21 protein-coding genes are annotated in these 24,048 nt (G+C 36.0%); 9 read left to right on the forward strand and 12 right to left on the reverse strand.

Annotation, left to right across the window (positions count from 1 at the left end):
* Positions 1 to 56 precede the first annotated feature (56 nt).
* The 7 genes from gcvT to VB796_RS02425 form a co-directional block, all read right to left on the reverse strand.
* Positions 57 to 1,157, reverse strand: coding sequence for a glycine cleavage system aminomethyltransferase GcvT (gene gcvT / locus VB796_RS02395; protein ID WP_323344913.1), 1,101 nt, complete (start codon positions 1,155 to 1,157; stop codon positions 57 to 59).
* A gap of 103 nt (positions 1,158 to 1,260) precedes the next feature.
* Entirely contained in the window at positions 1,261 to 2,277 is a 1,017-nt protein-coding gene (locus VB796_RS02400; RefSeq protein ID WP_323344914.1) for a M28 family peptidase, read from the reverse strand.
* Between the two features lie 76 nt (positions 2,278 to 2,353).
* Positions 2,354 to 3,019: a hypothetical protein gene (locus VB796_RS02405; RefSeq protein ID WP_323344915.1), complete on the reverse strand. Its 666-nt coding sequence runs from the start codon at positions 3,017 to 3,019 to the stop codon at positions 2,354 to 2,356.
* A 3-nt stretch (positions 3,020 to 3,022) separates the two neighbouring features.
* Positions 3,023 to 4,369 (reverse strand): ATP-dependent nuclease, encoded by a 1,347-nt coding sequence (locus VB796_RS02410; protein ID WP_323344916.1) that lies wholly within the window; start codon positions 4,367 to 4,369, stop codon positions 3,023 to 3,025.
* Positions 4,370 to 4,479: 110 nt separating this feature from the next.
* Positions 4,480 to 7,503, reverse strand: a complete 3,024-nt coding sequence (locus tag VB796_RS02415) for a glycoside hydrolase family 3 N-terminal domain-containing protein (protein WP_323344917.1) — start codon at positions 7,501 to 7,503, stop codon at positions 4,480 to 4,482.
* Positions 7,504 to 7,668: 165 nt separating this feature from the next.
* A protein-coding gene (gene prfB / locus VB796_RS02420; protein WP_323344918.1) for a peptide chain release factor 2 occupies positions 7,669 to 8,743 on the reverse strand; the annotation gives its coding sequence in 2 pieces (ribosomal slippage) (positions 7,669 to 8,682 and positions 8,684 to 8,743; 1,074 coding nt in all).
* A 242-nt stretch (positions 8,744 to 8,985) separates the two neighbouring features.
* On the reverse strand, positions 8,986 to 11,922 hold the full coding sequence (locus VB796_RS02425; RefSeq protein WP_323344919.1) for a LamG domain-containing protein: 2,937 nt from the start codon (positions 11,920 to 11,922) through the stop codon (positions 8,986 to 8,988).
* A 328-nt stretch (positions 11,923 to 12,250) separates the two neighbouring features.
* Here VB796_RS02425 and lpdA point away from each other — a divergent pair, with 328 nt between their 5' ends.
* A complete protein-coding gene (gene lpdA / locus VB796_RS02430) occupies positions 12,251 to 13,645 on the forward strand; it encodes a dihydrolipoyl dehydrogenase (protein WP_323344920.1) in 1,395 nt (464 codons plus the stop codon).
* A 129-nt stretch (positions 13,646 to 13,774) separates the two neighbouring features.
* Here the strand turns inward: lpdA and VB796_RS02435 are convergent, their stop codons facing one another.
* Entirely contained in the window at positions 13,775 to 14,398 is a 624-nt protein-coding gene (locus VB796_RS02435) for a hypothetical protein (protein WP_323344921.1), read from the reverse strand.
* A gap of 168 nt (positions 14,399 to 14,566) precedes the next feature.
* Entirely contained in the window at positions 14,567 to 15,031 is a 465-nt protein-coding gene (locus tag VB796_RS02440) for a septal ring lytic transglycosylase RlpA family protein (protein ID WP_323344922.1), read from the reverse strand.
* A 503-nt stretch (positions 15,032 to 15,534) separates the two neighbouring features.
* On the opposite strand from VB796_RS02440, the gene lipB reads away from it, so the two are divergent.
* The 3 genes from lipB to VB796_RS02455 all read left to right on the forward strand — a co-directional run bounded on the left by lipB (position 15,535) and on the right by VB796_RS02455 (position 17,566).
* Positions 15,535 to 16,242, forward strand: a complete 708-nt coding sequence (lipB, locus tag VB796_RS02445) for a lipoyl(octanoyl) transferase LipB (protein WP_323344923.1) — start codon at positions 15,535 to 15,537, stop codon at positions 16,240 to 16,242.
* A 92-nt stretch (positions 16,243 to 16,334) separates the two neighbouring features.
* Positions 16,335 to 16,742, forward strand: coding sequence for a hypothetical protein (locus VB796_RS02450; RefSeq protein WP_323344924.1), 408 nt, complete (start codon positions 16,335 to 16,337; stop codon positions 16,740 to 16,742).
* A gap of 98 nt (positions 16,743 to 16,840) precedes the next feature.
* Entirely contained in the window at positions 16,841 to 17,566 is a 726-nt protein-coding gene (locus VB796_RS02455; protein ID WP_323344925.1) for a 3'-5' exonuclease, read from the forward strand.
* An 85-nt stretch (positions 17,567 to 17,651) separates the two neighbouring features.
* Here VB796_RS02455 and VB796_RS02460 read toward each other — a convergent pair whose 3' ends face one another.
* On the reverse strand, positions 17,652 to 18,089 hold the full coding sequence (locus VB796_RS02460; RefSeq protein ID WP_323344926.1) for a beta-carotene hydroxylase: 438 nt from the start codon (positions 18,087 to 18,089) through the stop codon (positions 17,652 to 17,654).
* Between the two features lie 213 nt (positions 18,090 to 18,302).
* Here VB796_RS02460 and VB796_RS02465 point away from each other — a divergent pair, with 213 nt between their 5' ends.
* On the forward strand, positions 18,303 to 19,547 hold the full coding sequence (locus tag VB796_RS02465; protein WP_323344927.1) for a M14 family zinc carboxypeptidase: 1,245 nt from the start codon (positions 18,303 to 18,305) through the stop codon (positions 19,545 to 19,547).
* A 46-nt stretch (positions 19,548 to 19,593) separates the two neighbouring features.
* Positions 19,594 to 20,226, forward strand: coding sequence for an acetyltransferase (locus VB796_RS02470; protein ID WP_323344928.1), 633 nt, complete (start codon positions 19,594 to 19,596; stop codon positions 20,224 to 20,226).
* Between the two features lie 335 nt (positions 20,227 to 20,561).
* On the opposite strand, the gene recF is transcribed toward VB796_RS02470, so the two are convergent.
* A complete protein-coding gene (gene recF, locus VB796_RS02475; protein ID WP_323344929.1) occupies positions 20,562 to 21,677 on the reverse strand; it encodes a DNA replication/repair protein RecF in 1,116 nt (371 codons plus the stop codon).
* A gap of 252 nt (positions 21,678 to 21,929) precedes the next feature.
* On the opposite strand from recF, the gene VB796_RS02480 reads away from it, so the two are divergent.
* The 3 genes from VB796_RS02480 to pdhA all read left to right on the forward strand — a co-directional run bounded on the left by VB796_RS02480 (position 21,930) and on the right by pdhA (position 23,495).
* Positions 21,930 to 22,163, forward strand: coding sequence for a GlsB/YeaQ/YmgE family stress response membrane protein (locus VB796_RS02480; RefSeq protein WP_323344930.1), 234 nt, complete (start codon positions 21,930 to 21,932; stop codon positions 22,161 to 22,163).
* A gap of 102 nt (positions 22,164 to 22,265) precedes the next feature.
* Positions 22,266 to 22,418 (forward strand): hypothetical protein, encoded by a 153-nt coding sequence (locus VB796_RS02485; RefSeq protein ID WP_323344931.1) that lies wholly within the window; start codon positions 22,266 to 22,268, stop codon positions 22,416 to 22,418.
* Between the two features lie 69 nt (positions 22,419 to 22,487).
* Positions 22,488 to 23,495, forward strand: coding sequence for a pyruvate dehydrogenase (acetyl-transferring) E1 component subunit alpha (gene pdhA, locus VB796_RS02490; RefSeq protein WP_323344932.1), 1,008 nt, complete (start codon positions 22,488 to 22,490; stop codon positions 23,493 to 23,495).
* A 149-nt stretch (positions 23,496 to 23,644) separates the two neighbouring features.
* On the opposite strand, the gene rplL is transcribed toward pdhA, so the two are convergent.
* The gene (rplL, locus tag VB796_RS02495) at positions 23,645 to 24,031 is read right to left on the reverse strand and encodes a 50S ribosomal protein L7/L12 (RefSeq protein ID WP_109743996.1); all 387 of its coding nucleotides are present in this window, start codon (positions 24,029 to 24,031) and stop codon (positions 23,645 to 23,647) included.
* Between the last annotated feature and the right edge of the window lie 17 nt (positions 24,032 to 24,048).

A 24,048-nucleotide genomic window follows, 5' to 3' on the forward strand; every position in this document is an offset into this window, starting at 1 on the left:
ATCCGATGTCTCAGCATCGGGGGATAATTGTTCTTATCCGATGCGGAAGCATCGAGTTACACTTTCAAAAACGGCATTTTTGTTACAACTGCCTTCAAATATTTGTTACGGATATTGATATAAATTTCAGAACCATTTTTGATGTATTCTGTGGCAACATATCCCATTCCGATTCCTTTGCTCATGGATGGCGACTGTGTTCCTGAGGTAACTTCACCAATGATATTTCCTGCGGCATCCATGATTTCATAATGTTGTCTTGGAATACCTCTATCAATCATTTCAAAGCCTACCAATTTCTTAGTTACACCATTTTCTTTGATTTTTTTATGGAAATCAGAATTAATGAACTCTTTGTTGAATTTGGTAATCCAACCCAAACCTGCTTCAATTGGCGACGTTGTGTCGTCTATATCATGTCCGTATAAACAATAACCCATTTCGGTACGTAAAGTATCTCTTGCTCCTAAACCAACAGGTACGATATTGAATTCTGCCCCTGCCTCAAAAATGGCTTTCCAGATGGCTTCGGCGTGTTCGTTTGGTACATAAACTTCCATTCCTCCTGCACCTGTATAACCAGTTGTTGCAATTAAAACATCACTAATACCTGCCACTGTTCCTTCTTTGAAAGTATAATATTCCATCGAACCCAAGTCTAAGTCGGTAAGTTTTTGCATCGTTGCCACACCTTTTGGACCTTGAACCGCAAAAAGACTCATGCCTTCGCTAATGTCCTGCATTTCTACACCAAATGAATTGTGCGATTGCATCCAAGTCCAATCTTTCTCTATATTGGAAGCATTTACGACCAAAAAGTATTCATTGTCGTTACGTTTATAAACCAAAAGGTCGTCAACGATACCACCTTTGTCGTTTGGTAAACATGAATATTGAACTTTGCCATCTACCAAAGCAGAAACATCGTTAGAAGTAACGTACTGTAAAAACTCAGTTGCACGCTCGCCTTTTACCACGAACTCGCCCATGTGTGAGACATCAAAAACGCCCACTGAACTACGTACTGCCAAATGCTCTTGAATCAGGTTTGTGTATAAAACAGGCATTGAATAGCCCGCAAAAGGTACCATTTTCGCTCCAAGAGCAACGTGAAGGTCGTTGAGGTGTACAAATTTTAGTTGTTCAGTTTGTTCCATTGAATGATTTGTTCGTTTTTAATGCTACAAAAGTACAATAAAAAAACCTGATAGTCAGAATTGACCATCAGGTTATGTATTTTATCAATGAATAATTTTTAAATTACTCCTGATACAAAACTGATAAAACTGTTTGTCCAACTGCTTTGAGGGTATTTTTATCAATATTACTCAAATTATCTCCATGCGTGTGGTGATATTTCCAGAAGGTTTCAGGAGAATTTGGATGAAGCTCTACAATGTCAATCATTTGTATTTTACCCACTTCATTCACAGCCGTATGGTCGTCGGTTAATCCTCCGCCGTCAGCATCGATAAAAGTAGTAGAATATCCTAAACGGCTGGCAATGTCCCAAATATTTCTTACAATCATAGGAGCATATTGCATCGAAGTGCCTTCGTGTGGGAAAATCGCACCTTTTCCGCCTACCATATCCAATAAAATTCCGTAATAAGCAGTGTAATTTTGTTTGTGTTTATTCGCTGCCCAATATTGAGAACCTAATCCCCAAGATTCTGGTTTATGTTCGCCTTTGTAATCTTCTGGTTCTCCGTGGTCTTCTACGTCAAAGAAAATAATATCCACACCTACGTTTGGTTTTTGTGTTGCTTGTTGAATAGTACGAGCCAATTCCAATAAAACGCCAACACCACTACCACCGTCGTTTGCTCCGTCGATTGGAGAGTTTTTGTCTTTGGTATCTTTATCTGCTACCGAACGAGAATCCCAGTGAGCAGTTAATAAAATACGCTTTGGAGCAGATGGATTGATACTGCCAATGATATTACGAGCATTCATTTTAGTACCGTCGTATTTTGTTGCTACAAAATCTTGAGAAATGACCTCACAACCAAATTGCTTTAATTTTGCCACTAAATAATCGCCACAAGCTTTGTGTGCCTTTGTATTGGGAACTCTTGGTCCAAAATCTACTTGTGCTTTTACGTAAGCATAAGCTGAGTCAGCCTTGAAATCTGGGGCAGGATTTAGCGTAATGGCAACGTCTTCAACAGGAGTAGATTCTGTTGAAGCGGGTTTTTGGCAAGATTTAAAATAAACTGCCACACCCGAAAAGACGAAAATGGCTAAAAAAATAAGGGAAATGCGTTGTGTTTTCATTTTTGTTTAGTAGGACAGGTTTCTAACCTGTCATCGTCTTTATTTTTGACAGGTTGGAAGCCTGTGTTATTTATATTTATTTTGGAAGAATATCTCCTAAGCACATTTTAGTAGCGGTAAAAAATCGGTCGAATTTGTATGTTGATTTATGGTTGATTTTGCTTCTTAATTCGTTAATAAAATCTCTTCTGTCATTTAGAACAACGCCGTGATTCAAATAAAAAACGTTGTCAATCATGTGCTTTATTTCATTTCTTTTTGTCTCTTCTAAATCTGTATTAGGAATAAAACGATGCGTTTCTTCATCATAATCGAAATACTTTTCGGGCGAATAATCTTCTAAGTCTGGTTTTAGATAATCAACAATATCTTTGTCTGATTTTAAACCATTTATTTTTGCATCAATCATGAATAAATTATTCCAAAGCCAATATTGTTTTGCTTTTAAATGATGGTCAAAATGCTCTAATTCGCCTGCATGGTCGGTTCTTTTAAATTCAGCTTCGTCAGAAATTTTATAAGCACCATTAATCCAATTGCTTGATTCATAGAGATTTGTCGGACAAATGAATCTTTCTGTATAAGCACAAACTCCTTTTTGACAACGAAATAATTCCATTACGACATCATCGTAATAGGTTCTTGATTTTGGGTGAACTTGTTTTTTGTCTTCTAAATCATCAACCCATTTTTTATATTTGGTTGAAAGAATAGTGCTGTAGTTTTTATCTATTTTTTGCATTGCTTAATTCCACTTTGAAAGTTCTTTCGATAATTTTTCGATGTTTTTTACAATTTCCAAAGCTTCAACAGAATGTTCTTGTTCTTTTGTTTTTAGTTTTTTGAATTTGACATTTAACGTTGCTAATTCATCTAATTTAACTTTTCGGTCGGGTGAACCATCATCTTCTAAATCAAAAACTCTTTGTAAAATATCATCCCAACGCATATATTTTGGATTCCATTTGTAGTTGTCAACATGGTTTTCTCCTTCAAAATAGGTTTCTCTATAAACTTTTCCTTCTTTATTAAATTTCAGTTCTACAATTTCCCAAGGGTCAAAACTGGATGCAATGATAGGGGAGTGAGTTGAGTAGAAGAACTGACAACTCTCTGCTAAAGAGGAATAATAATTGACAACTGTTCTCTGTAAATCTGGATATAACGACCGTTCAGGTTCATCAAAAAGAATAACAGTATGTTTGGGTTTGAGTAAATACAAAGGCAAAGCACTCAGAATGACCTGTTTTGTTCCCGTACTCCAAAGCCCATGCGGTATTTCGTTACCTTCAAAATCTTCAACTTTGATAAAACCAATATCATCTTTGGTTTTAAAATCTAATTCGGTTTTTACTCGAAGCTTAAATTTTGCTAACAAGGGGTCTAAACAATTATCTGCTACGTCTTTGATTGGATTAAACTCTGAATTTTTCCAATCTTCTAATTGTTTAACGGCTTTTTGAATAGCCTCAATATCACTCGAAGATTTTTCTACAACTTTTGAAATATCTTGCCTAATTTTTAATTCTTGTTCTTGATAATTTTGAATTTTTTCAAGGATTAGATTCCAAACGGTTGAAACTTTATCTTCACTAAAATCTACAATGTTTTTTTTGTTAAAATCATAATTTTCATCTAAATCAATATTAAAATTTAGATTTGCTGGAAAGTAAATAAGTTTAGATCTTTTTCCCGTCCAATCTTGATAAACATTTTGGGTAATTTCATTTGTTTCAAAATCATTTTCGTCAAATACATCGTAGGCTAAAACATAACTTTGACCATCTCTATCAAGCTCATATTCTAAATAACTTTCATAAAAATAATCATAATTTTCTCCAAAATGATAAGTCGCTTGTATGTTTGATGTTCCAACAGCACTGCCACTTTTCTCAATAATATTAGTGTCATAATCAAATAAAAGTGGAGGTATCAACTCCAATAAACTCGTTTTGCCAGTCCCACTCTGTCCAATAAAACACACTTTATCCAAAGGTTGTCCTACCTTTTCGTGTCCTTGTGGGTAGGTCAAGTCAAGGGTAAAATCCTTAAATTGGTGGAAATCTTTAATATGTATTTTTGAAATTTTCATTTTTGAAATTCGTCATAAAATAAAAAACGATAGCAATTTTCAAATATAAAGCTATCGTTTTGCTTACGCAAATGTATAAATTATCGTGCAGGGCGGAAACCTGTGCTACGTCATTCCATCGACTTATAAACGATGTCCATTACTTTTCGTCTAATTTTCAGTGTGTTAATTTTATTGTTGCCAGCCGATGGATTTACTCGGTTAGACAAAAATACGAAAACTAATTCTTTTTCGGGGTCAATCCATACGAGTGTGCCTGTATAACCTGAGTGTCCGTAAGAACTTGATGAAACTTTATTTGACACGAAATTACTATCTCCGTCGGAAGGTAATTTGTCCCAACCCAAAACACGATAACTTCTCGTTGCTTTACTATTTGTAAAAAGGTTAATAGTTTGTTCGCTAATAAATTGTTTACTGCCAAACGAGCCTTTATTGAGATTCATTTGTAATAATTTTGCTAAGTCAGAAGCATTGCTGAATAAGCCTGCATGACCCGAAACTCCCCCTAACATCGCTGCGGTTTGGTCTTGAACCGTTCCTTGTAAAAGTCTTCCTCTGAATAAATTGTCGTTTTCGGTAGGAGCAATTTGATTTTTATTGATTTTTTTCAAAGGATTAAATCCTGTGGTATTCATCGCCAAAGGCTCATAAAAATTCTTTGTAGTGAAAGCGTCTAAAGGTTGATTGGATAATTTCTCCACGAGATGATGTAAAATCATTAATCCCAAATCACTATAAACGAAAGGAAAAGAACCGTCTTTTTCCCTTTTGTTGATAAGTGGAGATTTGATAACCCATTTCCAAACAGAATCACGAATGGAAGCCTTAGCAAACATTCCTTCGGCAACTTCCAATGGATATTCAGCCGACTGTTTTGTGTTGTAATATTCGGTTTTCCAACCCAAAGGAATACGAGTTTTTTCCCAAAATGGAATATATGCCACCAAACCCGCTTGATGCCAAAGAATGTCTCTGATGATGATATTTTCTTTATTTGTTCCCTTTAGTTCAGGTAAATAATGCGATGCTTTTTCGTCTAAACTAAATTTCTTTTGGTCGTAAAGAACCATTAAGGCTTGAAGTGTTGCTGAAACTTTTGTGACAGAAGCCAAATCGTAAACGGTATTTGAATTAACCGTTTCACTATTTGCATCATAACTCATTTTTCCGAAATTCTTTTCGTAAACAATTTTACCTTTACGAGCCACTAAAACCTGACATCCAGGGAAAATTCGTTGAGCAATGGAAGATTGAACGAGTTGGTCAATGGCAAATAATTCAATGCTTTTCATGCCAACACTTTCGGGAGATGATTTTGCGAATTTTCCTACTCCAGAAATGTTAATGCCTTCGCCTGCTTTGAATAGATTTTCCACCGAAACGGGTAATTTACCAATAGCAGGAATTTCGCCAAAAATAACTCTTGCCATAGCTGAATAAGCCGTTTGGTCATCTTCATAACCACAAATGAGCGAAGATGATTCTGGGAAATATTTTAAACTATAAGGGCTCCCAAAAACACAAACGACTACTTTTTGAGCTTTTTGTTCAAGGCGTTTTACGAAGTTTTGAATGTTATAACCAACCTCTAATTTATTGGCAGTTTTTTTATTAATATCATGAACACTCAAAATAACGGTTGAAGTGGAGTCAATATATTGAAGGACATTATTGAAAAAAACTTCGTCCGTTTTGGAGGCACTGGCAAAATGTTGAAAAGGCGTGATTCGACTCAATTCTTGTTGAAAACGATTGCCAAGAGCAATGTCTAAACCGATTGAAATAAATTTGGCTTCTGTTGGTGCAATTGGTAAAACGTTTTTAGCATCTTTCACAACCGTGATGGCATTATCAAAAAGCTCTTGCTTGATTTTATTTGCTTCGTTTGTGTTGAGGTCTTGGTATAAATTATTGCTGTCGATATACTTAAATTGATTCAGACCAACCCAATATTTAGCGTGTAAGATTTTTCTAACTCGATTGTCTATATCGGTTTGTTGAATTAAGCCCGCATTAATTGCTTCTTTAATTTTACGGATACCTTCTGGGATATTTTCAGAATAGAGCAATATGTCATTTCCTGCGATAAATGCTTGTAAATCAACCTCTCCAGAAGTAATGCCTTGTCCGTGACGCACACCTTTCATGTTTAACGCATCGGTAATAACCAAGCCTTTGAAGCCCATTTCGGTTTTCAATAAATTGGTAATAATACTCTGTGAAAGTGTTGCTGGCCGCCAATCGTAAAAAGGAACTTGCAAATGTCCAACGATAACTGTTTTGATAGAATCGTTTATTAGTTGTTGGAAAGGATATAGTTCTACGCTTTTCAAACGCTCGGCATTAAACGATAATTGGGGAAGTGTAAAATGGGAGTCGCCTTGCGTATCGCCATGTCCTGGAAAGTGTTTTGCACAAGCCAAAAGCTGATTGTTTTGCATTCCTTTCATGTAAGCACTACTTTTGAGGGCAACATTTTCACGCAATTCTCCGAAAGAACGATAACCAATAACGGGATTATTGGGATTAGAATTTATGTCAACAACGGGGGCAAAATTTAGGTGAATTCCTAAGCGTTTGCATTGACGGGCAATTTCACCTCCCATCTTGTAAATCAATGAGTTATCTTGTATTGCACCCAAAGTAATCTGTTTTGGAAATGCCATTGTTGAGTTTACCCGCATGGCCAAACCCCACTCGCCATCAATACCAATTAATAGAGGAATTCTTGTACCTGACTGAAAACGATTATTGAGACTGGCATAAGAAAATGGGTCACCTTGAAAGAAAATAAGTCCACCAATATGATTTGTTTGAATTAAAGTTTCAATACGTTTAAAATGAGCTTCTCCATGCGTTGGATTAATAGCAACCATAAAAAACTGACCAATTTTCTGGTCTGCATCCATTGAGCTAAAAACGCTATCTACCCATTGGTTTTCAGCCAATAAACTGTTTGTCGTAAAGGCTGGCGGAGGCATTAAAGCCTGATGGGGTGCTTTTTTTGTATCTGTAATTGAAGGCTTAAACCAATGTAAAAGCGTATTGTTAAACTCACCTATTACGGGCGTGCGAAACGCTACCCAGAGGAGAATAAGTGTTAGAAAAAACAATGAAAAACGCTTGACCATTTAATGATTTGTGGATTAGTATGCTAACGAAAAAGGTTACAAATTTAGTACAAAAGCCTTGCCAATGAAAGAATTTTAAAAGAGATGTTTACTGACAAAGTAAAATGAAAAAGCCGTAAGAATGATTCTTTACGGCTTTGATTACTGTAATATCTTAATTTCTTCTTATGCCTCCATTAAATAAGCCTTAATAAACTCGTTAATATCGCCATTCAAAACAGCCTCAGTATTTGAAGTTTGATAGTCAGTTCGATGGTCTTTTACTCGTCTATCATCCAAAACATAACTTCTGATTTGTGAACCCCACTCGATTTTCTTTTTACCTGCTTCCACCTCCGCACGGGCGGCATTGCGTTTGTCAATTTCTATCTGATAAAGCTTTGATTTTAAGATTTTTAAGGCAACTTCTTTGTTCATCAACTGCGAGCGTTCTTGTTGGCAAGCAATGATAATTCCAGAAGGTTTGTGGGTTAAACGTACCGCAGTTTCTACCTTGTTTACATTTTGTCCACCTGCACCACCCGAACGGAATGTATCCCAACTGACATCAGCAGGATTAACTTCAATTTCGATGGTATCATCCACCATAGGCGAAATATATACTGACGCAAAAGAAGTATGACGACGAGCGTTGGAATCAAACGGTGAAATCCTTACTAAGCGATGAACACCATTTTCTGACTTTAGATTTCCGTAGGCATATTCACCCTCTACTTCCATCGTAACTGACTTAATACCAGCAGTATCACCATCGTTATGGTCAACTTCTCTGATTTTAAAACCATTTTTTTCAGCCCACATAATATACATTCGCATGAGCATACTTGCCCAATCTTGAGACTCTGTACCACCTGCACCTGCATTAATTTCGATTACGGCAGACATATTATCGCCTTCGTCAGACATCATTTTGCGGAATTCTAATTCACTTAGTTTAGCTTCTAATTTAGCTCCTTCAGTATCGACTTCCTCTTCAGTTGCTTCGCCCATTTCATAAAACTCCCATATCGTTTCAAGGTCGCCCATGAGCTGATTTAATTGGTCGAAACCAATTGTCCAGAATTTTAATTCACGGATTTGTCGCATCGTCGATTCTGCTTTTTTAGAATTTCCCCAAAACTCAGGGTCGAGCGTTACGACTTCTAATTCTTCAATTTGAAATTTCTTGTTATCGTAGTCAAAGATACCTCCTCAAAGCCTCTACTTTGGCTTTCAGGTCATTGAACCTGTCTTTTGTCATGCGTGAAAATATAGTCGTTGGTCGTAAGTATGAAGGTCGTAAGTTAGGTTAAGTATGTTTACTTACGCCTTTTGACTGATAACTTACGCCTTTTAAGGCTACAAAGGTAACGATAAAAACAAAGCCCTCCGAATGTTAATTCTGAAGGGCTTTGTTTTGCACAGTATTATCTATTGGTAGAATTACGATTTATGATTAAAAACCATAATCTTAAATCAAGGCAGTCTATTACTCACTTTAAATCAATTAAATGTCAATTTTGCTGTTGAATTTGAGAAAGAAATTTGACCATTATTGAATAATTTTTTGGCTTTTGCATTAGTAGCAGAAACCGTAATATTATGACCTGCTTTAATTAAAACTTTATCCGTCAAATCTGGTATTCTTCCGCACGACCATGTAGCTGGGCTACTCCAATCCCCTGAGTTTATAGAGTAAATCATTCCTGAACACGGTGCAGAACATTCGCCTTGTTCTTCGTTGTAGAGTAGAAGAACTTCTTCATCAGTTAAAGTTCCGTTATATATTTTTACATCGTCGATTTTACCTTTGAAATTATGGATTGGTCCATTATTATATCTTGAACCAATTGTGGCTATGACTGGAGTACTGTAGTAAGGAGTAGTCGTACCTGTATAACTTACTGATAACTGCCCATTTATATAAATTCTTCGATCCGTCTGACTTCTAACAACGGCAAAATGAATCCAATTATTACTTGTTACAGATGAGTAGGATACTGCATAAGGTGTGGCTCCTGTACCATAACTAATAACTGAACCGTAGTTCCAAGCAGGTCCAGTTGAGAAGCTATTGTTGAAGAGCATAAAAAATTGGTCTCCTCCTGCATTCCCCACAGACATAACTGTTCTTAGGTCGCCATAGGCGGGCAATTCACTCGCATTTAACCAACCTGAGTAAGTATATTTATTCGGAGCTAAGTTTGCTCCAGGAATTGAAATATAACTACTAACCCCATCAAAATTATAAGCACTATTAGCATTTCCAAAGCGGTCAGTTGTCAGTGTTGCACCGTTCACAGTCCCATGATTAGTTCCTTTTGAATCCAAAGCATTTCCATTAAATGGATAACAAGCTAATAGTTGTAAGCCAGAGTTTACTGTAATGACTGCACTGCCACTGGTTGTTCCTGTTCCACACACATTATCTTTAACACTCGAAAGGGTATAAGTAGTAGTTACATTAGGCGAAACACTTTGCGTAACCAATGATGTTGATGAGCTATAAGTAGTTGTATTGGTACCGTCTGAAATACTATAAATCCAAGGGGCTGTTCCTGTTAAATTAACTGATAAAGTAGCGGTTTGTCCTTGTGTAATGGTAGTTGTTCCACTGATTGTTCCAGTAGCCGTTGGTAAAATTGTAATTGGTAAAGTATTGAAACTGATTGTAGAGCCATTAACAATTCGAACCCGATAGCCTGTCCCTGATGTAGTTACAGAAGTTGGTATCGAAATTTGAATAGGGGCAAGTGTTCCAGACCCAATGATTGTTGGATTACTGAATCCTCCATTGGCATCAGATAATTGAACAGTATAAGTTGACCCTGCTGTTACGCTACTTTGTTGGAATGATATTTCTTCTAATTGATTTCTACAAAGCGAACTATTGGTTAAACTTGTTAAAGAAATGAGTGGGGTATCAACAATGGTTGGGCAATTCAAGGTGGCATTAAATAGAGAAGATATTTCTAAATCGTTCAACCCTCCTCTAAATAAACGAATATCATCTACTTTTCCGTTAAAGAAATTTACTAAGCCCGAACTTTGCGAGCCAATTCTTCCAACAGAAGGGGAAGCATACGTAGAGCTAAGTCCTGAGGCTGGGGAACTTTGCACCAAAACCCCATTGATATACATTTGTAGAGCATTGGCTGTTCTTACAATGGCTACGTGATACCATTGCCCTACTGAAATTGAACCTGCATATTTTACATCCACATTACCGATGGAGGTTGAAGACCTAAAAACCCATCTTAATACACCATTATCGTTTTCTATATAGAGTTCTTGCGATAACCCAATTCCGCCAATAGATAAAATGTACTGATAATTTCCCGAAGTTGGTAAACTTGATGGAGATACCCAAAGCGAGTGTGTAAAGTTATTATTCAGTAAATTTGTTGTTGGAAATTCTACATAAGCTCCATTGCTTATGGACAATGCCGACGATGAAGTACCATTTCTATTTGATACATACGAAGCACTTCCACCATTACTAAAAACTGAGCCATTGTTACTGCCAATTTGGTCGTTTGGATTTCCATCAAGAGGTAAACAAGTAATTAACCCAACCGTTCTGGAAACCGTAACCGTTGCACTACCACTTGATGTTCCCGCACCACATCCATTGCTTATAGACGTAGCTGTATAAGTGGTAGTGCTTAATGGAGATACAGAAAGTGTTAATGGATTGGTGCTGGTTGTTCCCGTCTGACCATTAGAAAGTGTATAGCTATAAGGTGCTGCTCCTGTGAAATTTAAGGTAATATTGGCTGATTGACCTTGATTAATGGTTGAGTTTCCACTTATTGCAACGGTTGGGGCAACACAAGTATTGGCATTTAGTTTACAATAAGAAACCGTTCCTCCCGATGGTTGAGGAATCGTAATGTCAGTAATTGTATTTGAAAAATTTGTTACTAAAAGTACATATTTTTGACCTGCTAAAGCATTGCTGATTGTTAAATTGGCAACACTATTTGATGAATAATCACAAGAAATGGGGAGGTTATTAGTAGTTGTACAAACATTATTCAAATCTCCTCCAGATATTGGACCCCAAATGGCAGCATCAATATCTCTGTTACTGGAATTGTTAAAGCTGAATGATAAATTTCCACTTGTTTGTACCGTCACAATAAACCACATTTGGTTTGGTGTTGACCCTAAGCATCCATAATCTGTGGTTGGCGTTCCTATAAAACAATTATTATTATTGGTTGGAGCCGCATACGTAAAAGATGAAGCACAAGTATAATTTTGAGAGTTGGCAAATAATGAACAAGCAATAATATCATTCGTGCAGCCCGATATTGAATTAGTGATATATGGATTGACAGGACGTTTGCTTTGAGCATTTGTAGAGAAAATTGTAAAACACACAAAAAAGAACGAAAGAGCCACTGCTCTCTGTTTCCAAGAGGAAAAATGTAGCATAATCAAGTGAATTATGTAGGGATTGAAAAATTAATTTATCCTAAAAATAAGCCACGAACTTAGGGTAGTAACCGTCGGTGTATTTACGTATGTGCTTAGTTTTCACAAAGATATTGAATTTTAATAGTTTGATATGGAGGTTCCTATAAAATTATAATCATAGGCTTTCTAAAGTTTTGTTTACAATACTGATATTAGTCCGAAACATGACTGAAAAACCCTAAGATTTACATCTTTCCAAAAATATCTATTCTTTATTCTCTAATCTCTAACCTCTCTATTACTATCTTTGTAAAAAAATTGTATTATTCCCTTAAAATAAAACTAAATGGCACAAGTTTATGATTTAATCGTGATTGGCTCAGGTCCTGGTGGATATGTGGCGGCAATCCGTGCTTCACAATTGGGATTGAAATGTGCGGTCGTAGAGCGTGAATCTTTGGGTGGTATTTGCCTTAACTGGGGCTGTATTCCTACAAAAGCATTATTAAAATCTGCTCAGGTTTTTGAATACATCAAACACGCTGCCGATTACGGAATTACCGTTGCGGAGTCGCACGCTGACTTTGGTGCGGTTATTAAGCGTTCTCGTGGTGTTGCCGATTCTATGTCAAAAGGCGTTCAATTCTTAATGAAAAAGAACAAAATTGACGTAATTATGGGTAACGGAAAGGCGTTGAAAAATAAAAAAGTAGAAGTAACTGCTGCCGATGGTAAAGTAACCGTTTACGATGCCAAAAACATCATGATTGCCACAGGAGCAAGAGCAAGAGCTTTACCAAATATTCCGATTGATGGCGTGAAGGTTATTGACTACCGTAAAGCAATGTCATTAGAAACTCAACCAAAATCAATGGTTGTGATTGGTTCTGGAGCAATTGGCGTTGAGTTTGCCTACGTATATGAAGCTATGGGAACGAAAGTAACCATCGTTGAATTTATGCCAAATGTTGTGCCTGTTGAAGACGAAGACGTTTCAAAAGAATTGGCAAAACAATACAAAAAATTAGGCGTTGATATTCATACAAATTCATCAGTAGAGTCAGTTGATACCAAAGGTGAAGGCTGTAAAGTAGCAGTAAAAACGCCAACTGGAAATATTACTATTGATTGCGATGTTGTACTTTCAGCAGCAGGTGTTATTTCAAATCTTGAAAATGTTGGTTTAGAAGACGTTGGTATTATCACAGACAAAGGTAAAATTTTGGTTGATAAATGGTATCAAACAAACATTCCAAACTATTTTGCTATTGGTGATGTAACTCCAGGCCCTGCATTGGCTCACGTAGCATCAGCAGAAGGAATTATTTGTGTTGAGAAAATTGCGGGTCATCATGTTGAAGCGTTAGATTACTCAAATATTCCAGGTTGTACGTATTGCACGCCAGAAATTGCCTCAGTTGGTTTAACTGAAAAGAAAGCAAAAGAAGCAGGATACGATATTAAAGTAGGTAAATTTCCATTTGTAGCATCAGGAAAAGCAACGGCTGCTGGAGCAAGAGATGGTTTTGTAAAAGTGATTTTTGATGCAAAATACGGTGAATTCTTAGGAGCTCACATGATTGGATATAACGTTACTGAATTAATTGCGGAGGTTGTTGTAGCTCGTCGTTTAGAGACAACCGCTCACGAAATTATGACTTCAATTCACCCACATCCAACGATTTCAGAAGCTATCAAAGGAGCAACTGAAGCAGCTTATGGTTGTGCTGTTGATTTGTAAGAGGAAATTTTCAGAGATAAATAAAAAGTCCCTTCAAATCATTTGAAGGGACTTTTTATTTGATATTTTCTACGTAATAAACGGTCAAACCTTATTGTTTCTATGTGACCTATGATTCCCACATGATTACTAATTCATAATAATCTTCTCTTTATAAACAGGCTTCTCTTTTTCTGGAACGATTGGTTTTCCATTCATTAAAACCTTCTTTGATGCCGTATCAAATTTCATCGGCTCATGTTGCGGAAAATCCATTGGAAATTCAAACGTTTTTTTCTTTTCTACCGATGATTCTGGATTTGAAAAAACAGGCACAGATGAATACGAAGTCTGACTACCATAAGTCATACTTCGACTTTTACGTTCAGCCACAGGCATTGGATTAACGTTGTCATCACCTTTTTTCATGACAAAAACCTTCACCGTTGCTTTATGAACACCCGTTAAACCCAAATCATGAGCTACACTGTGCGTTAATTCAATAGAAGTTGATTGACTTTTTCCATTTACTTCTACTACTTCATTACGATTATTGACAGGATTCGTAATCTGAATTAACGAACCCACAGGCAAAAAATCATGTGAACAAGTACGGTGACGACTACTTAAATACTCGCCATTTGCCATTTTTTTGCCATATCGTCCGAGTGTATAAATACTTACCTCCTGCGTATATTCTTCTTGTGCAAATAATACGTTGGTGCTCAATATTGTAACTAAAGCAAAGGCTGTAAATGTTTTTAAAAACTTCATAATATTGTGTCTATTTAGTGAATAAGCAAGCAATAATCAAAGGTAGTATATAACCCATGAAAAACACTCCACTGAAAACGTTCAATGGGGTGTTTTGTTATGTTTTATAATATTTAAATTACTGTTTTATTAATGTAATCTGTTGTTTGTTAGGTATTTATCCGTTTACTAATTCTTCTTGGATTCTGTCGGTTTGACGTAATCATATTTCCTGAAATCTACCTTAAATTCAGGTTCTTTCTTGGCATTAATAGCAATGTTGCCAGTCGTTTTGCCCCAGCTAATAACCATAATTCTAACATCAATGATTTCATGTTTTTTCATTTCTAAAGCCTGAGCCACAGCATCTGTAAATTCAAGCGTTAGGTCTTCGTCATACACTTCATTGTCATTAATAATCACTTGAATTGTTTTTTTATTCCTTAGATTTACAAGCTCTATCAATGAGCCAATCGGGAAATATTCATGTGATGCCGTCAGTATTTTGGCATTTAAAATTTCGCCTGAACTTGTGGTATCTCCATAAGCTTCTGCTGGATAAGTGGTTGCTTTACCTTTAAAATCTTGTGCTGAAATTTTAATAATAAACAGTAAATTGGTGATTAAAGTAAGGATTAAACGGTATTTTAACATAATCTAAATAAATTGAGGGAATGTTAATGTAATATAGAGTCAATGAAATTTAATCTCAAAATGAAGGACAGAAGGCGGGGGAAATAATAATGTCCAGTTTTTACAAATTTGGTAAAAAATGCTGAAATACTCTAAATTTCTAACAATTTCTGTGCCATGAAACCATTTTTAAGTTTATTTTTTCTGATTTTATCATTAAAAAATGGCAATCCTGACAAAAGTAGGTTTAATCAGAATTAATAAATTGCCGATAAAATCATTGACGTATTTTATCATTGAAGCTGTTGTTTAGTAAGTTATTCTGACTAATTCTTATTCTAACATTTTTGATGGGTAACTTCCTGAACCAATATCCATTGCAAGTAAATACTTTATGAGTCAGGTTGATTAAAAAAGGTTGATTTTAAGCGTGAGCCTTGTACAATGTCGTAAAGACAGAGAGTCTTGCCCATCGCTAAAAAAGGGTTAATTTTGTAAAAAAAGGCATTTCAATTCGTAAAATCGTGAATCAAAATAAATTAATTATATTCCAAAATTTAGGTTTAATAGATTACCAAACTGCATGGGATTATCAAGAAAAAATTCATGCTGAAATCGTAGCTATTAAACTCGAAAATAGAAATTTAACAACTGAAAATCAGGTCAATACGCCCAATTATGTCCTCTTTTGTGAGCATCCTCACGTCTATACTTTAGGCAAAAGTGGAAAACCCGAACATCTTTTGTTGGATGATGAAGGTTTAGAAAACTATGATGCTAAGTATTATAAAATCAATCGTGGGGGCGATATAACGTATCACGGAAAAGGACAGTTGGTGGGTTATCCGATTCTGGATTTAGAAAACTTCTTTACCGATATTCACAAATATATGCGGTTTTTGGAAGAAGCCGTCATCAGAACTTGTGCCGATTTTGGTATTGAAGCAGGTAGAATTCAAGGACTTACGGGCGTTTGGGTGGACTATATCGAACAGAAAAACCCAAGAAAAATATGTGCAATGGGCGTAAAAGCCAGCCGTTGGGTAACCATGCACGGTTTTGCGTTGAATGTCAATACCGATTTGAGTTATTTCAAACACATTGTTCCCTGTGGTATCGACGACAAAGCCGTAACTTCAATGGAGCAAGAATTAGGAAAATCTCTTGATTTTCAAGAAGTGTCGGATAGAATGTTAAAAAACTTAGAAGATATTTTTGAAATGAAAAGTTAAGTCGCAAGTACAAAGTATTTGGTCAAAGTGATTAGGTTTATTATCAAACCATTTTCTTAATACTTTGTATCTAATACTCAACAAAATTAAAAATGAAAAAAGATATAGAATTTCGTCCCGTTGAAGGCGTAAAAATAACCATTGCCAGAAGTTTTAATGAAGCCAATGAGGCAGAGTGGGACGTTTATTTAATCAATCGCCTAAAAACCCCCATCAATACCGTTTTTGTTACGTCACGTGGCTACGGTTTTGACAAAGACGGAAACCAAGTAAAAACATCACAATTAAGGCATTTTCATAAAGATGTTGCTGCCGAAGAAATTATCAAAATAGAAATGATTACGCCCGACGTTTTTCATTTGAATAATGAATATTGGGTGAGTTATTTTGTTGATAATCAGGTATTTGATAAGAAATTTATTTTTGTGCCAGAGTCAATCACAGAAGAAAATTTAATTCATATCGAACAGCTAAATTTAAAAGGTGTTCTTCACGAATAATATTTAGGTATGAATGATGAGGTATAAGTTATGAGGTTAAACTTAAATCTTGAATCACAGTATTATTACCTCATCATTCATAACTTATACCTAAGAACATGGATTTTCAGAAAGTCGCAAAAAACTTATTATTTATTGATATTGAAACAGTATCGGCAGAGCCTGAGCTGAATCGCTTGCCCGACCGCATGAAGGCTCTTTGGTTACACAAAGCCAGTTATTTATCAAATCCGAATAATTTGAGTGCTGAGGATTTTTATTTCGATAGAGCGGGAATTTATGCCGAATTTGGAAAAATTGTAGCCATCGGCGTTGGCTTTTTTCATTGGAATGAAGAACAAGAAATTTGTTTGAAAGTAAAATCCATTAGTAGCGATGATGAAACGGATGTTTTGAAGGAATTTAAAGCACTTATTGAGAAAAAATACAAACCAACTTCTCTCGCTCTTTGTGCTCACAACGGAAAAGAATTTGATTATCCTTACCTCTGTCGAAGAATGCTTGTAAATGGCATCGAAATCCCGAAGGCCTTACAAATTTCTGGAAAAAAACCTTGGGAGATTCTACATTATGATACTTTGGATATGTGGAAATTTGGCGACAAAAAACACTATACTTCGCTTGAATTATTAGCGGCTATATTTAACATTGCCAGTAGCAAAACCGAACTCAGTGGCGACCAAGTAAATCATGCGTATCATCACGAAAATGATTTATCTAAAATCGCTCGTTATTGCCGTGAAGATATTATCGTATTGGCTCAATTGTTCTTGAAATACCAAAATATGGAAACCGTGAAAGATCATAATGTGGAAAGGATTTAATGGTTTTATTCGTCCATCTAACGCAGACAGGGTTCAAACCCTGTCTGCGTTGAAATTGTAGATAGTTCTGTTTCTTAATAAAATATTACTCATATTTCTTCGGAGCATACAAAAATCCAAACGCCTCAGCACCTTCACGAGTATGCACTTTATGATGCACATAATGAGCCTTCATAATACGTTTCATGTAGGGATGTTTGGCAATAAATTTTATCTTGATTCTGCGGTGAACAATGACATCGTGGAAAATAAAATAGAAAAGTCCGTAACACAATACGCCCAAGCCTACCCAAAATAAAAACCATAAAGAAGGAACGTAAGTCCCCAAAGCAAAAGTAGAGATAGAAACCGTTGCAAAAACTACTGCAAAAAGGTCGTTTTTCTCCAAAGGTTCGTTATGATGAACGTGGTGCGAGCGATGCCAACGCCACATAAAACCGTGCATGATGTATTTATGCGTAAACCATGCAACTCCTTCCATCAATAGAAATGTTCCAACAACTAATAAGAATTTTAAAAGCATGACTGAATATGTTTGATAATGTTTGTCAAAATTTCAACTATTTACTCTTTTAACCAAACGTATTTAGATTTGTTTGAGAATCAGTATTCAAAAATCGGTATTTGCGTACCTTTGTGGAATAAATTAATGCTTGCCAATCAAAATCTTATTTCGTTTTATAAAAATCTTAATTGGCATAATATGAAAAATATCATTTTAATACTGTTTCTAATAATGACTTTATCTTCAAGGACTTATACCCAAAATATCGGACATAAACTTCACGATGCTCATGCCAATTTTATAGAAAAAACGATTACGAAACGACGTTTTGGCTATAAAATTTTAGTAGATAAAATCGACTCATTGAAGCAAAATAAGTTGTTTGATGTATCTGTTGCCACAAAATCTACCGAAGGACGTGATATTTATCTAATAAAATGCGGGACAGGGAAAACCAAAGTGCTTTTATGGTCGCAAATGCACGGAGACGAAGCAACGGCAACCATGGCAATGGTTGATATTTTTAATTTTTTGGAGAATAAAACCAATAATTCTAAGCAAAAAACGGATGATGAATTAGAAAATCTCAGAACAGAATTGCTCCAAAAATGCACTTTTTATTTCGTTCCCATGTTAAATCCTGACGGGGCGGAGGCTTGGACACGTTACACGGCTTTAGGAATTGATATGAATCGTGATGCTTTGGCTCTTCAAACACCCGAAGGACGTTTATTGAAGCAATTAGTTTTCGACCTAAAACCAGATTTTGGCTTTAATCTACACGATAAACACCGTAGATATTCGGTTGGGCAATCGGGAAATTTAGCAACTATGTCATTTTTAGCCACCGCTTACAATGAAGCTGAGGACATTAACCCAACTCGTAAACGTGCCATTCAAGTAATTGTGGGCATGAATGAAGCCATACAGGAGTTTATTCCGAATTGCGTAGGACGTTGGAGTTCAGAATTTGAGCCTCGTGCTTTTGGCGATAATATCCAAAAATGGGGAACAACGTTAATTTTGATAGAATCGGGCGGTTATAAAAACGACCCCGAAAAACAATATATTCGTAAACTCAATTTTGTATCTATTTTAACGGGTTTGCATTTAATAGCGTCTGATAAATACAAAAAGCAAGACACCAAAGAATACGATAAGTTAGCGGTGAATAGCAAAGCCATTTTTGATTTAATTATCAGAAATGCGACGATTAAAAAAGGTGACACAATCTTTAAAGCTGACTTGGCAATTAACCGAATTGAACGTCCAGTAAAAGGAAAAGACTATTTCACGACGACTTCAGAAATTGAAGAAATTGGCGATATGTCGGTCTTTTTTGGAACTGACGAAATTAATGCCGAAGGTTTGGAAGTAGTTTCAGAAAAAGAAATTGGTTTAGGTTCAAAAGCCGATTTTCAATTAGTAAAAGAAGGTAAAATTTTATACGTGATTAAGAATGGCGTAATTCAGTAAGTAATTCACTCATTTAAAATTCACTCAATCACTCATTAGTACATAAATGGAAAATCCAGTAATTATTTTTGGAGCAAATGGTTTAGGAGCGGTTGCTCTTGATATTTTTAAAAGAAATAACGTAGTTGTTTACGCTTTTTTAGACGATAATAAAGAATTGCACAATACCGAAATCGACGATATTGCGATTTTGGGAAGCACCGACGACGAAGGTTTTACCAAATTAATTGGTAAAAAATGCGACGCTTTTGTGGCAATTGACGAACAAAAAGTGCGTAAAAACATCGTTGAAATGGTTAATGAAGTGCGTAAAGTACAAGTTATTAATGCCATTCACGACCAAGCGACTGTTGCATCGACCGCTGAAATAGGACACGGAAATTTAATAGCAGCAGGTGCAATTGTCAATGCCCGTGCAAAAGTAGGAAACCACAATATTCTTCATAGCAAAGTATTGGTAGATTACGATGCAGAAATTGGTGATTACGTACAAATTGGAGCAGGAAGCACCATTGGAGCAGGTGTTTCAATTGAAGATAATGTTTTTATCGGAACGGGCGTAACCATTGTAGGAGGAATAAAAATTGGTAAAGGAGCAAGAATTGGAGCAGGTTCAGTTGTTATTGAAGCCGTAAAAGCAAGAGAAACAGTGTTTGGAAATCCTGCTAAAAAGGTGTAACGTAGCACAGGAATCCCTCCTGTGACACGATAAAGAGTTTGTTATAAGACGAATCGACCACAGATAGTACGGATTTAACGGATTAACATTGATAAAATCAAGAATAAACCGTGTAAATCAGTAGAATCTGTTAAATCTGTGGTCTTAAACTGGTTCAAGCGTCCTCGCTTGAACCTTTATTTTTAATCTCAAAAATATTCCACCAAACTGGTTCAAGCGTCTTCGCTTGAACCTTTATTTTTTAACATTGATAAAATCAAGAATAATCGGTGTAAATCAGTAGAATCTGTTAAATCTGTGGTCTTAAACTGGTTCAAGCGTCCTCGCTTGAACCTTTATTTTTTAATCTCAAAATATTCCACCTCAACGCCAAGATTATCAAGCAATTGGCGTGTCCGTTCGGGTCGGGCATCCGTAATAAAAACCTGTGAAAATGTTCCATCGACCATCATTCTAATGAGTTGTTGAATACGGCGGTCGTCTAATTTATCAAAAATATCATCCAATAAAAGAATAGGAGGGAAGCCTTTTTGCTGAGAAAGCATTTCAAATTGAGCCAATTTCAAAGCAATCACAAATGATTTTTGCTGACCTTGAGAGCCAAATTTACGGAGTGTAAAACCATTAATCTCAAACGCAAAATCATCTTTATGTACACCCATTGTGGTACGTTGAGCCGCCAAATCTCTTTGTCGATTTCTTCTAAAAATTTGCGTAAAATTCTCCGCTCCAACTTCCGACTCATAAATCATCTCGACTTCTTCACGTGCATCCGAAAGCATAGCATAATGTTTTTTGAAAAGAGGCAAAAACTCCGTCACAAACTGTTCACGAGCTTGATGTAATTTTATGGCAACTTCTACCAAAGGGTCGGAGTAAATATCAAGCAGAAGGTCATCAACATAATTTCTTTCTGAAAACTGCTTCAAAAGCGAATTTCGTTGTAGTAAAAGTCGGTTGTATTGAAGGAGGTTTTCTAAATATTCAGAATTCAATTGAGCCATTACACCATCAAAAAACTTACGTCTTTCCTCGCTTCCATCTCGAATTACATCCGTATCATTCGGCGATAACATCACAACGGGAAATTTGCCAATATGCTCAGAAATACGTTCATAAGCCTTTTTATCACGTAAAACGGCCTTCTTTTGTCCACGTTGTAGAGAAATAGTTATGATTTCGGATTTTTGATTTCGGATTTCAGATTGTGTTGTCTCTAAATCCGAATTAAATTCTCCTTCAATCATCATGTATTCCGCTTCGTGGTTAATCGCTAAAGCATCTTGATTGGATATTGAACTTTTCGTTAATGCCAAGAAATAAATAGCGTCTAATAAGTTCGTTTTACCACTTCCATTTTCGCCCACGACGCAATTCACCCGCTCCGAAAATTTAAAAGATTCGTAATCATAACTTTTAAAATTCGCTAAACTTATTTTTTGTAAATACATTAACTCAGATTTAATGGGTTGACTCTTTGAACAAATACAAAGTTCTCATTTCTTTAAGGTTCAAGCACATTTTGAGATGAAAAATTACATATTATTTTACGGATACGCATATATTTTTTAATGAAGCAGTCATATTACGCTTTATTGTTTGTAAACAAATGATAATTACTCCATAAAAAATTATATGGTTTATTGGAAAAAAAATATGAATCAATACATTTGTTTATTCTTTAACCCCAAATTTATTGTATTATGATAATGAGCTTAATTATTGGAGGCATCGCTGGCTGGTTAGCGGGCTTAATTATGAAAGGTGATGGTTATGGAATCATCATTGATATTGTTTTAGGTATTGTTGGTGGTTGGTTAGGTGGCTGGCTTTTTGGTATCTTAAACCTACATTTTGGAGGTACATTTGGGGCTTTATTTACGTCGGTAGTGGGTGCAATAATTTTGATAGCCATTACGAGAGCCATTAAGAAGTAATTTTGATTTTTGTTTTAATTGGGCTAAAATGGGTTTTCAATAAACCTTTTTTAGCCCAATTATATTTTAAAATGAGGAGAAATACCAATCAAGGCTTCTTTTATGACTAAAGTGTCTGATAATTATCAGGAAGAACATTCAGTATTTTACTTAATCGCTCAAAACGTTTTGTCCATTATTGGTTTTGTCGTAATTTCGTACTGCAAATTAATGGTAGATTCATTAGAATTTAAAAACGTAGTTTGTATTCAGTAGATAAGTAAGAATGATGAGTTCTCATAGTATTCACTCATTCACTCATTCACTCACTCACAACTGTAAAAAATGGCAAAGAAAGCTGAAAACAAAGTAAAATACTCGAAAGAAACCTATATGTACTGGTACGAGTCAATGGCTCTTCAACGTAAGTTTGAAGAACGTGCTGGTCAATTGTACGGACAACAAAAGATTAAAGGCTTTTGCCACTTGTATATCGGGCAGGAAGCTTGTTCGTCAGGAGCAAAATCGGCTTTAAAAGACGGAGATAAGTATATTACCGCTTACCGTGACCACGGTATTCCATTAGCTTTAGGTTCAGACCCTAACGCAATTATGGCCGAATTGTACGGAAAAGCAACTGGTATCTCAAAAGGAAAAGGCGGTTCAATGCACATTTTTGATAAATCAGTTGGGTTTGTCGGTGGACATGGAATCGTTGGTGCTCAAATTCCTTTAGGTGCAGGTTTAGCGTTTGCTGAAAAATATAACAAAACTGGAAATTTAGCTATTTGTTATTTCGGTGACGGTGCTGTTCGTCAAGGTGCTTTACACGAAGCCTTTAACATGGCAATGACTTGGAAATTACCTGCAATTTTCGTAGTTGAGAACAACGGTTACGCAATGGGTACATCAGTAGCTCGTACTTCAAACGTAACAGATTTATATACTATCGGAGAGGCTTATGATATGCCATCAGAATCAGTTGATGCTATGTCAGTTGAAGCTGTTCACGAAGCAGTTTCTCGTGCGGCTGACCGTGCAAGAGCAGGAGAAGGACCAACTTTCTTAGAATTCAAAACGTATCGTTATAGAGGTCACTCAATGTCTGACCCTCAAAAATACCGTACTAAAGAAGAAGTTGAAGCGTACAAAATGCGTGACCCAATCGAACAAGTTAAGAAAGCTATTTTGGATAACGGTATCGCAACCGAAGAAGATTTAGCGGCAATTGATGCACAAATTAAAGTAACAGTTGAAGCATCAGTTAAATTTGCGGAAGAATCTCCTTGGCCAGACCCGAAAGAAATCTATACAGATGTTTATGTAGATGATTATACATTCCCTGTGGAATAATTGGTTTATAAAAAGAATGAAAAAGCCTTCTTAAATTCGTTTAAGAAGGCTTTTTTGTGATTGAAGCAAAGTAAATTTGGAAATCATCACCAAAACAAAAAGAGCCACAACTTACGTCGTGGCTCTTTTTTATGAAGAGAATTCGTTAATTACTTAACTTCAACTACTGCACCAGCTTCTTCTAAAGATTTTTTCAAACCTTCAGCTTCGTCTTTAGATACACCTTCTTTAACAGCTTTAGGAGCTCCGTCAACTAAATCTTTAGCTTCTTTCAAGCCAAGACCAGTTAAGTCTTTCACTAATTTAACTACTGCTAATTTAGAAGCACCAGCTTCTTTCAAGATTACGTCGAATGAAGTTTGTTCTGCAGGAGCTTCAGCAGCATCACCAGCACCAGCACCACCACCAGCTACCATTACAGCAGCAGCAGCAGCAGGTTCGATACCATACTCATCTTTCAAAATTGCTGCTAATTCATTTACTTCTTTAACTGTTAAATTTACTAATTGTTCAGCGAATGCTTTTAAATCTGCCATTGTATTAAGATTTTATT

This window comes from Arcicella sp. LKC2W (assembly GCF_034931005.1).
In the GTDB taxonomy this organism is placed as follows: domain Bacteria; phylum Bacteroidota; class Bacteroidia; order Cytophagales; family Spirosomataceae; genus Arcicella.

Bases quoted from the DNA above. Each gene is read 5' to 3' on its own strand.
- gcvT (WP_323344913.1), bottom strand. From the start codon at position 1,157: ATGGAACAAACTGAACAACTAAAATTTGTACACCTCAACGACCTTCAC.
- VB796_RS02400 (WP_323344914.1), bottom strand. From the start codon at position 2,277: ATGAAAACACAACGCATTTCCCTTATTTTTTTAGCCATTTTCGTCTTT.
- VB796_RS02405 (WP_323344915.1), bottom strand. From the start codon at position 3,019: ATGCAAAAAATAGATAAAAACTACAGCACTATTCTTTCAACCAAATAT.
- VB796_RS02410 (WP_323344916.1), bottom strand. From the start codon at position 4,369: ATGAAAATTTCAAAAATACATATTAAAGATTTCCACCAATTTAAGGAT.
- VB796_RS02415 (WP_323344917.1), bottom strand. From the start codon at position 7,503: ATGGTCAAGCGTTTTTCATTGTTTTTTCTAACACTTATTCTCCTCTGG.
- VB796_RS02425 (WP_323344919.1), bottom strand. From the start codon at position 11,922: ATGCTACATTTTTCCTCTTGGAAACAGAGAGCAGTGGCTCTTTCGTTC.
- lpdA (WP_323344920.1), top strand. From the start codon at position 12,251: ATGGCACAAGTTTATGATTTAATCGTGATTGGCTCAGGTCCTGGTGGA.
- VB796_RS02435 (WP_323344921.1), bottom strand. From the start codon at position 14,398: ATGAAGTTTTTAAAAACATTTACAGCCTTTGCTTTAGTTACAATATTG.
- VB796_RS02440 (WP_323344922.1), bottom strand. From the start codon at position 15,031: ATGTTAAAATACCGTTTAATCCTTACTTTAATCACCAATTTACTGTTT.
- VB796_RS02450 (WP_323344924.1), top strand. From the start codon at position 16,335: ATGAAAAAAGATATAGAATTTCGTCCCGTTGAAGGCGTAAAAATAACC.
- VB796_RS02455 (WP_323344925.1), top strand. From the start codon at position 16,841: ATGGATTTTCAGAAAGTCGCAAAAAACTTATTATTTATTGATATTGAA.
- VB796_RS02460 (WP_323344926.1), bottom strand. From the start codon at position 18,089: ATGCTTTTAAAATTCTTATTAGTTGTTGGAACATTTCTATTGATGGAA.
- VB796_RS02465 (WP_323344927.1), top strand. From the start codon at position 18,303: ATGACTTTATCTTCAAGGACTTATACCCAAAATATCGGACATAAACTT.
- VB796_RS02470 (WP_323344928.1), top strand. From the start codon at position 19,594: ATGGAAAATCCAGTAATTATTTTTGGAGCAAATGGTTTAGGAGCGGTT.
- recF (WP_323344929.1), bottom strand. From the start codon at position 21,677: ATGTATTTACAAAAAATAAGTTTAGCGAATTTTAAAAGTTATGATTAC.
- VB796_RS02480 (WP_323344930.1), top strand. From the start codon at position 21,930: ATGATAATGAGCTTAATTATTGGAGGCATCGCTGGCTGGTTAGCGGGC.
- VB796_RS02485 (WP_323344931.1), top strand. From the start codon at position 22,266: ATGACTAAAGTGTCTGATAATTATCAGGAAGAACATTCAGTATTTTAC.
- pdhA (WP_323344932.1), top strand. From the start codon at position 22,488: ATGGCAAAGAAAGCTGAAAACAAAGTAAAATACTCGAAAGAAACCTAT.
- rplL (WP_109743996.1), bottom strand. From the start codon at position 24,031: ATGGCAGATTTAAAAGCATTCGCTGAACAATTAGTAAATTTAACAGTT.